At 41.2% G+C, this 7,792-nt stretch carries 11 protein-coding genes and 1 pseudogene; 7 read left to right on the forward strand and 5 right to left on the reverse strand.

Annotation, left to right across the window (positions count from 1 at the left end):
• Positions 1 to 740 precede the first annotated feature (740 nt).
• Positions 741 to 1,001, forward strand: coding sequence for a type II toxin-antitoxin system prevent-host-death family antitoxin (locus A4E54_RS09030; RefSeq protein WP_240083509.1), 261 nt, complete (start codon positions 741 to 743; stop codon positions 999 to 1,001).
• On the forward strand, positions 994 to 1,302 hold the full coding sequence (locus A4E54_RS09035; protein ID WP_240083508.1) for a type II toxin-antitoxin system RelE/ParE family toxin: 309 nt from the start codon (positions 994 to 996) through the stop codon (positions 1,300 to 1,302). The genes A4E54_RS09030 and A4E54_RS09035 overlap by 8 nt, the downstream gene beginning before the upstream one ends.
• Before the next feature lie 406 nt (positions 1,303 to 1,708).
• On the opposite strand, the gene A4E54_RS09040 is transcribed toward A4E54_RS09035, so the two are convergent.
• On the reverse strand, positions 1,709 to 2,524 hold the full coding sequence (locus A4E54_RS09040; RefSeq protein WP_240083507.1) for a hypothetical protein: 816 nt from the start codon (positions 2,522 to 2,524) through the stop codon (positions 1,709 to 1,711).
• Positions 2,521 to 2,856 carry a hypothetical protein gene (locus A4E54_RS09045; protein ID WP_286725722.1) on the reverse strand — a complete coding sequence of 112 codons (336 nt, stop codon included), beginning with the start codon at positions 2,854 to 2,856 and terminating at the stop codon, positions 2,521 to 2,523. The genes A4E54_RS09040 and A4E54_RS09045 overlap by 4 nt, the downstream gene beginning before the upstream one ends.
• 112 nt (positions 2,857 to 2,968) lie before the next feature.
• On the opposite strand from A4E54_RS09045, the gene A4E54_RS09050 reads away from it, so the two are divergent.
• From A4E54_RS09050 to A4E54_RS09060, 3 genes are read left to right on the forward strand one after another with little or no spacing between them, the layout of a single operon-like run.
• Positions 2,969 to 3,637: a type I CRISPR-associated protein Cas7 gene (locus tag A4E54_RS09050; protein ID WP_286725725.1), complete on the forward strand. Its 669-nt coding sequence runs from the start codon at positions 2,969 to 2,971 to the stop codon at positions 3,635 to 3,637.
• The gene (locus tag A4E54_RS09055) at positions 3,634 to 4,218 is read left to right on the forward strand and encodes an HD domain-containing protein (protein WP_240083503.1); all 585 of its coding nucleotides are present in this window, start codon (positions 3,634 to 3,636) and stop codon (positions 4,216 to 4,218) included. Before A4E54_RS09050 ends, A4E54_RS09055 begins: the two co-directional genes overlap by 4 nt.
• On the forward strand, positions 4,119 to 5,240 hold the full coding sequence (locus tag A4E54_RS09060; RefSeq protein ID WP_286725728.1) for a hypothetical protein: 1,122 nt from the start codon (positions 4,119 to 4,121) through the stop codon (positions 5,238 to 5,240). Before A4E54_RS09055 ends, A4E54_RS09060 begins: the two co-directional genes overlap by 100 nt.
• Before the next feature lie 254 nt (positions 5,241 to 5,494).
• On the opposite strand, the gene A4E54_RS09065 is transcribed toward A4E54_RS09060, so the two are convergent.
• Positions 5,495 to 5,863: a type II toxin-antitoxin system RelE/ParE family toxin gene (locus A4E54_RS09065; RefSeq protein WP_240083501.1), complete on the reverse strand. Its 369-nt coding sequence runs from the start codon at positions 5,861 to 5,863 to the stop codon at positions 5,495 to 5,497.
• On the reverse strand, positions 5,844 to 6,116 hold the full coding sequence (locus A4E54_RS09070; protein ID WP_240083500.1) for a type II toxin-antitoxin system Phd/YefM family antitoxin: 273 nt from the start codon (positions 6,114 to 6,116) through the stop codon (positions 5,844 to 5,846). Before A4E54_RS09070 ends, A4E54_RS09065 begins: the two co-directional genes overlap by 20 nt.
• 402 nt (positions 6,117 to 6,518) lie before the next feature.
• On the opposite strand from A4E54_RS09070, the gene A4E54_RS09075 reads away from it, so the two are divergent.
• Positions 6,519 to 6,803: a type II toxin-antitoxin system RelB/DinJ family antitoxin gene (locus tag A4E54_RS09075; protein WP_240083499.1), complete on the forward strand. Its 285-nt coding sequence runs from the start codon at positions 6,519 to 6,521 to the stop codon at positions 6,801 to 6,803.
• Positions 6,797 to 7,075 (forward strand): type II toxin-antitoxin system YafQ family toxin, encoded by a 279-nt coding sequence (locus tag A4E54_RS09080; RefSeq protein WP_240083498.1) that lies wholly within the window; start codon positions 6,797 to 6,799, stop codon positions 7,073 to 7,075. The genes A4E54_RS09075 and A4E54_RS09080 overlap by 7 nt, the downstream gene beginning before the upstream one ends.
• Before the next feature lie 211 nt (positions 7,076 to 7,286).
• Here the strand turns inward: A4E54_RS09080 and A4E54_RS09085 are convergent.
• A pseudogene (locus A4E54_RS09085) lies at positions 7,287 to 7,532 on the reverse strand (tyrosine-type recombinase/integrase); the annotation flags it as partial.
• Positions 7,533 to 7,792 lie beyond the last annotated feature (260 nt).

Genomic DNA, 7,792 nt, shown 5'->3' on the forward strand with positions numbered 1-7,792 from the left:
TATACCATTTTTGGACAAAAATTTTGGACAAAAAGTCCATCTGCATTGCTGCAAATGGACTTTTTCAGTGCCCTTAAGATTATATTGGTTTTAATGACCTGATTGCTGAATCTGAACGCAATGATAATCGAAGCCTACGGAGCGATATTAGGGAAATTCACGAAATGGTTAATAAAGTAATCGAAAAAAAAAACAAAGAATAATAGATGATATTCAAACTGAAAAGAAGTGAGAAAAGGCTGGCGTTTACTATTGGTATAAAATAGGATAGCAAGTTTTGGCGAATTACCTAAAAACAAAGAATCAAGATGCAATCGAAATGTCATCTTAGAGAATTTTATGATTATCGTTTTACTTGCATCTAAATTGATCACACATTACAAAATATTTTGTCGAAAAAAAGTCGATTGCATTTGCAATTGGCTTCTTTGCATTTATTATGGGAGCATATAAATGATCATTTATATGCTGCGCACAGTTTGATAGTTACTGCGCAGGCGGTTTATTCATTCGGAGAAGATGTTATGGAGTGGCAATGATCAACCACCGCACAAGTTCCAGGGCGCTCAGGGTGTTAATGTCAATTAAAAATTAGGCCACTTGCTGGTCAAATATTAGGCCGCCAAGGAATAAAAAATCAGCCGTTTTCTAATTTTTTATTGAAAATTCAATTATGCTTTGTTAATCGGGTCATGATTATGGTATAATAATGCCACAAAAACAGAAAGGGGTTGATGGTTATGCCGCGAATCATTCCGATTCGAGATTTGAAAAATACAAGCGAAATCTCTAAAATGTGCCAAGAGGCAACCGAGCCGATATATATTACCAAAAACGGTTATGGTGATATGGTTATCATGAGCGTAAAAATGTACGAGGAAAAATTGTTTATGCTTGACGTGTATAACAAATTGGCTGCAGCCGAGGCGCAGATAGCGGAAGGAAAGATGCTGGACGGAGACACCTCTTTGAAAAGCATAAGAGAAAAATACAATGTATAGGCTGGTTGTTTCGGAGCTTGCTCACAGCGATTTGGATAATATCGTCTCGTACATTGCCATTCAGCTTGCAAACCCCATAGCAGCTGCCAATTTCCTTGATGAAGTGGAAAAATGTTACAGCTATTTGAAAAGCAATCCGCTTATGTATGAACGGTGTCATGATGCTTTCTTGGAAAAGGAAGGATATCGCAAAGCGACCATTAAAAACTATGTGCTGGTTTATAAGGTTGATCAAGCGGCTAGTGTGATTATCATTCATCGCTTTTTTTATGGCGCACAGGACTATGTGAAACTGATATAAAGAAATTTAGCTTTGTTATTAGGGGCTATGTCTGGATAATAACCTGCATCTAAATTGATCACACATAACAAATATAAACTCAATATTTGATACAATAGAAAAGCCCAGAACTCATGGGCTTTTCAGCCTTCTAGGGTAGATTAAGCATCGTCTAAGACGGTGCTTTTTTGTTATTTGCATCCTTTCGTGAAAAGATGCACCCCCTCTGTAAAGCAAAATCTACCTTTCGTTAAAAAGTATAGGAATCGTTATAAAGTATAGATGGACATGGGTATAACCCCATAGAATACCATTAGCATTAAGCAGATACTTCCTAATGAAACAATCAAGTCAGGTATCGGGTAAAGAGTCATAGCCGGGCAATTAAGTGACCTTTGCTTTCCGGCCTTTGTTGAATAGATATTTATTATTTATAGAGGTTATCTATTGTTAACGAAAAGGATTCAGCTAATCTGTTAACTATTAATTTCTTAATATCATGATTGTTAACTTTATTGCCACCACGTACGTGCGGACTAACAAAGGTGAATCCTTTCCATTCAGTATCCCACGCATCCCAAGGTAAATTAGCATATTCTATTGCTTTATTCCTTGCTTCAGCAGAAGCGGTATTTCCTTTCATTATTTTCCTTAAGTGCCAGGCAACAAAAAATGGGTTTCTCTTAGTATATGGTTCAACTTTATCTTCATTTGATTGTGATTCTTGTTTAGCTCTAGGACGATAAATATTTGCATTTCTGTTATTATTAAGAAGTTTACGTTGGTTAGGGTGTTTTGGTAGATTAGGTAGTCTATTAGTTGTTTGCTTACCACGAAACGAGACTAAGTCGGCTAGTGCACATAACATATATGTAATCAGAAGTCTATGCCATTTATTACAATCATCTTTTATATCTAATGGTGACAGTTGGAAAAAAGTCAATCCTTCTTTTGACCATACTCTTGCAGTTATACGACCATTACGCTCCTTCATATTGAAATATAAAAATCCTGCATTTTTCAATACTTTTGTTTTTAAGGAACTAATTTTATCTAGCCAATTTTTATAATCAATCCAGAAGTCATCAAGAAAAACTCGTTCCTTAACAATTGCATATAGTGGTTGACATTTTGAAACTATACTTATTGATTTCCTTGCATTTATTTCTATGATTTTGTCTATAAATTCTTTTAATTTAATATGAAACAATTCAAATAACTCAAACTCAGTTGAGGTGGTCATATATTCCGGCTAGCTTTTAAAAGTTGCAGCCCTGAAAAGATATTTTCAGATCTAAAAATAAAATCCTCTGGGGAATTGATATTTTCTATCAATCTGAAAAAAGTTGTTTTATTATTAATATTGTCGGATACTAAATGATTCTCCTGTTTTTTGGCGGCGTCTGGATTTCTATTTGCTTTCCTTGTTTTAGTTTTGCTTAAGTCTATCGGAGGTAATGTGTTTACTTTGGGCTTAATTTCTTTATTTTCAGTTTTATGTTTACTATGTTTATTTAATAAAAGCATTACATCATCCCAGGGAAATTTTTCACTACAATAAGGTTTTAATCTCAAAATAATATCTTCTGCTTTAGGTGTTGGGTATGATATTAGTCTATATATAATAAATCTAATTATATTGCTAATGTGTCCTTTATGTTTATCAGTTAAGAGGATAAGATCCGAATTGTTTTTAAGTGAGATAACCGAGCAGCACCTGTGCCTGCTTTGCGGTATCAAGCTCAATCCACACGCTCGGACTGACGCCGGAGCTATTACTAAAATACACGTACGTGTTTTCGGCGCAACCTTTCTCGAGGAGGAATCGGATGAAAAGGGCTCCTTTATTAAAACAGGTGTGGTTCAGTTCGGGTTGGGCGTTTCACTCTCGCCCGTTAAAATTGAACGGATGACGACCACAAAGGTCCTTCCTGTGGAGGACGATAAGAGCAAGGGTATGGCGCCGCTTGCTTTCCGGATTGTTTCGTATGGTCTGTATGCAATGCCTTTTTTCATTAATGCTACAGCTGCGCAGCAGACACGCTGCACCAAAAAGGATATTGAGCTCTTGCTTCGTCTGATACCGTATGCCTACTCGGAAAGCGCCTCCTACATTCGCCCCCAGGTTGGAATTCGTCATGCCTTTTATGTAGAGCATAACCGCGCAAGGGGCACTTTTAACGATTTCAAGATTATTGAAGCCCTCACGCCGGTGAAAATCAATGAAGACGGGCGTGCGGCAGTTTCCTGGAAGGACTATGATGAGGCTTCGCTACGTGAAAGCATTGCTGTGCTGAATGCTCAGCTGGCAGGCAAAGCCGCCCCGGTTATTGATTTGATGGAGCAAATGTCATGATGTACGAGGTTCTGGCGCACAGCACACGGGATGGAAAACCGCCTCAATCATATGCCGCGCATGTGACCGGGGTGGTTGCCCGTGCTCAGGATAACCTTGAAGCTATGACGCCTTTTATCCCGGAAGACTGCAAAGAAGCGTTCCAATCCATTGTGATGAAGGCTGCTGACTTTCACGATCTGGGAAAGCTGGATGAGAGCAATCAGGCTGCTTTGCATGAGGATACTGTTTATAAGTCGTTGCCGGTCGAACACCGGGATGCGGGCGTTAAATTTTTGCTCGAACATGAATCCAATTGGAATTCAGCCGTTTTGGTGTTTGCCCACCACCGTCCCGGACTCCCCAATATGATGGATGAAAAAATAAAACGTTTGCCTTTAGATTTTCTCAAACCGTGGAGCGGACAAACGAGCATCTGGATGATTATCTTTCCATCCATCAAGCGGAGATTGAAGCCCCCGATGCCGTCCAAGGCGGTTGGATGGTGCTGGAAAGAGCGGAGCAGGCTGCAACCGAAGGTGATTATAAAAGAGCACTGGAACTTTACCTGTGTGTTCTTCACGAAATGCTCCCCCTGCTGAAGTCCGCCGATGATTCCGGCGGAGATGTAGGCAGCGTTATTAATCACTCACTCGCAGCCTTAGCGGAAATGGCGGACAGCGGTCTACCGACGGAAGCTTCTGCATATTGTTTTCAAAAGCTCCTAAATGAAGCTGCAAGAAAAATCTACGACGGATGGTCCGATTGGCGGTTGAGTCTGCTGGAAACCTGCGCTAACCTTGTTAATGACGGTCGTCAAAGGAAAATATTTGAAAGACAATTAAACTCGACCGTTGAAGAATTGAATGATTCATGGAGTTCACGGTACCTGGCAGAAAGAATCGCCGCGATCCTCCACCGGTTGATTCTCAAGTTTGAAGGAGAGGTTCACGCGGCGGATTTCCTGGAGCAAAACATCAATTTCCCACTCTTCAGAGAAAAGGCCATTGAAGCTGCAATGGCTAACAAGGATTACGATCGTGTTGAAAGGTTGGCCCTGGAAGGCGAACAGCGTGACCGGGGCATGCATGGTCTCATCAATCAGTGGAAAAAAGCCAGATATGAAGCGTACAGGCTGTCCGGACAGCTGGATAAACGGCGCAATCTTGCCGTGGAGTTCATCCTCGACGGCAGCTTTGATTACTATAAGGAATTAAAGGAGTCATATCCGGACAAGGAATGGGCCTCGGTATACCCCGGCTTAATCAAAGCCCTTGAAGAGCAAAAGGGCTATCAGGATAATTATCCCTCCATCTTGATTGAGGAAGGGGAACAAAAGAAGCTTCTCGAATATGTCAAGGCCAGACCAGCCTATATCACCAGATACTATCAGCACCTGCTTCCCGTTTTCCGCAACGAGGTTGATTATCTTTTTATACAGCATATCCTCGATGAAGCGCAAAGGGCGGGAAACCGTAAAGCGTACCGGGAGATTTGCTCCCTCATCAGGCAATTTTTAAAGATAGGTTCTTCAGAGAAGGCCCGGCAGGTCGTCTCGCAGCTTCTGGCAATATATCCGAGGAAGCCTGCTTTTAAGGAAGAACTCCTGAAAATAAAATTTTAGATTCAGTAATTTGGAAAAACTGGCGTAGAAAAGAAGCTTTTATATCAGTGAAAATCAGAGAGAGACGCAGAACACTGTCGTATAGCCGTACTTTACCTGATAAGCCTTTAAATAGCTGTATAACTGTTCCAGATATGCATTGTCTCAATCAAACAAAATAAGTATAATACGTCAAAACCATGATATCTTTTTTGACCTGGCTTTCCAAAGCAATCAAATTCGAACCTTTTCCTTATCGGAGAGGCGTTCGGATATTAACCAGCTTTTTGCCCAACTAAATCAGTCGTTGCTTTCACCTTGCATCGGCATGTCCGCAAGTAGCCGAGTATAATTCGCTCTGCCATCCACGATATGGTAAAAAAGATAGTTTCACCCAATAGTCGATAGATACACAGATAATGGCCGCAAATGAGCATCCGATAGCCTTCCGACCGGAGCATTTTATCTATGCACGCTATACCCATATTCGGATGGCTTCTCAAATGAGCCAGCGCGTTATAGATGCGGTCCGTAATTTTGCGTGCCGATTCTACACCCACGAGTTCCATATGTACGAGAGCAATTTCCTCCAGTTCACGCTGGGCAGGTGTCAGAAGCTCCAGTTTATATTTTGGTTTTCTCATAGATTGTATCCAAACGCTGTTTCGATTGCTCCAGCGTAAAAGCCGGCTCGTCGGCAAGACGGGATTGTTCTGCCAGTTCCAACTTCGCCCGCAGCTTTATGATTTCTTCGCGCTTTTCAAACGCCTCAATGCTCATAACCACGAGATCGCCCTCACCGTTTTTGGTTATGTAGATTGGCTCCTGTTTTTCATGTGCAAGGTTTGAAATGCTGCCGTAATCGTTGCGCAAGCTGGTAGAAGATTTAATGATCATAAAACTCGCCTCCTCATAAAGAATTATTCTGCTATTATTATACGATAATTCTGCGATATTCTCCATCCATTTAAGTTCTTTTTGTGAAAAACAAGCTGCATCTAAATTGATCACACATTACAATATCAGCATAAAGATCACCGTAAAGGTGGTTTTTGTTTTTTATCCCTATAATAATTTAATAACCCTGATACCCTGTACAGGAAGACCTTAGTGAGGAATACAGGGGGTCGGCCCTTGACATTGGACAGCCGGGAGTTACGCGGGTATTATATACCATTGTCCAATGTCAAGGTTGCCCCCAACTGACCATAATTACACATATTTTATTAAAAAAGTTTCACATTGTATTGATAATGTGCGCACAATGGGATATAATAATAAATGCGAGGAGGTGAGCTAATGGCAAAAACAGCAAACATCAACATTCGTATTGACCCGGAAACAAAGGCGGGGGCAGAACAGCTTTTTGCCAGCTTTGGTATTACCATCACCGATGCAGTAAATATTTTTCTCCGTCAGTCCTTAATGGTGGGCGGCTTACCTTTTGAAATGAAGCAGCCCCGTTTTAATGCTGTAACAGAGACAGCCATGCAGGAAACAAGAGACATTGCCAGTGGAAAAGTCCCGGCGAAAAGCTATGCTTCAGCGCGTGAACTGTTCGAAGATCTTGACAGCGAATGTTGACATTAAAAACAACCGCACAATTTCGCAAGGACTATAAATTAGCGAAAAAGCGTGGATGCAAGATGGATTTGCTGGAAGAAGTCTTGCAAACGCTTTTGGAAGAAAAGCCACTTGACAAAAAACATCTCGACCATGCACTAACAGGAAACTATATTGGTTTCCGGGAATGCCATATTGGGCCCGATTGGCTGCTTATTTATAAAATAAATGGAAATTTAGTCATTCTTACAGCAACCCGCACCGGGTCACATTCTGATTTGTTTAAAAAATGAGGTCATCCTTAAAAGATCGCCTTTATATAAGCTGCCACTTCCAAAGGAGGAAATATGTGGTATTGGCCAATGTCTTGCAGTTGGTCTTGGTCTTCCTTTAGCGTTAGACGGAAAGAATAAAGATTTGGATGAAAATAGCTGCATCTAAATTGATCAAACATTACAGTCTACAATGCTGTCAGTCCATAGGCTTATGAACTGACAGCTTATTTTACATTAGCATTGGTTCAGGCAATCGTAACTGTGGCACTGTTGTTAAGACGGTAGCAGAGAGAGAAGTCTTGTCAATCCATGTCATGGCATTGGCCGACGCCAATTTAGAGTTAAACTCCAGATGGGCGTATGTATTGGCCGTAATTGCAAAATCACTGTGCCCCAGCCATTCTTGAATTTGCTTTAGCGGAACGCCACAAGCCAACAGCAAGCTGGCGCATGAATGGCGGAAAAAATCCAAACGTTTGGATTTCCTACGTTATCCAAACTGGAATGATACAATAAAAGCGCACACCCTTGACAAAAATAGAGTCAAGGAGATGTTGCGAAAATGGCAAACAAATACACAGAGGAATTCAAACGAGAAGCACTAAGAGTTTGTGAGCAGCATGGAGTACGAGCGACGAGCGAGAAGTTGGGGATACCGATCAAGACGCTGTACCTCTGGCAACGTACCGAGCGTCTGGGACGAGGTAAACCTCTGAAAGGACTAAAACCTGGCGA

The sequence above is a fragment of the Pelotomaculum sp. PtaB.Bin117 genome, assembly GCF_002067195.1.
Lineage (GTDB): Bacteria > Bacillota > Desulfotomaculia > Desulfotomaculales > Pelotomaculaceae > Pelotomaculum_D > Pelotomaculum_D terephthalicicum.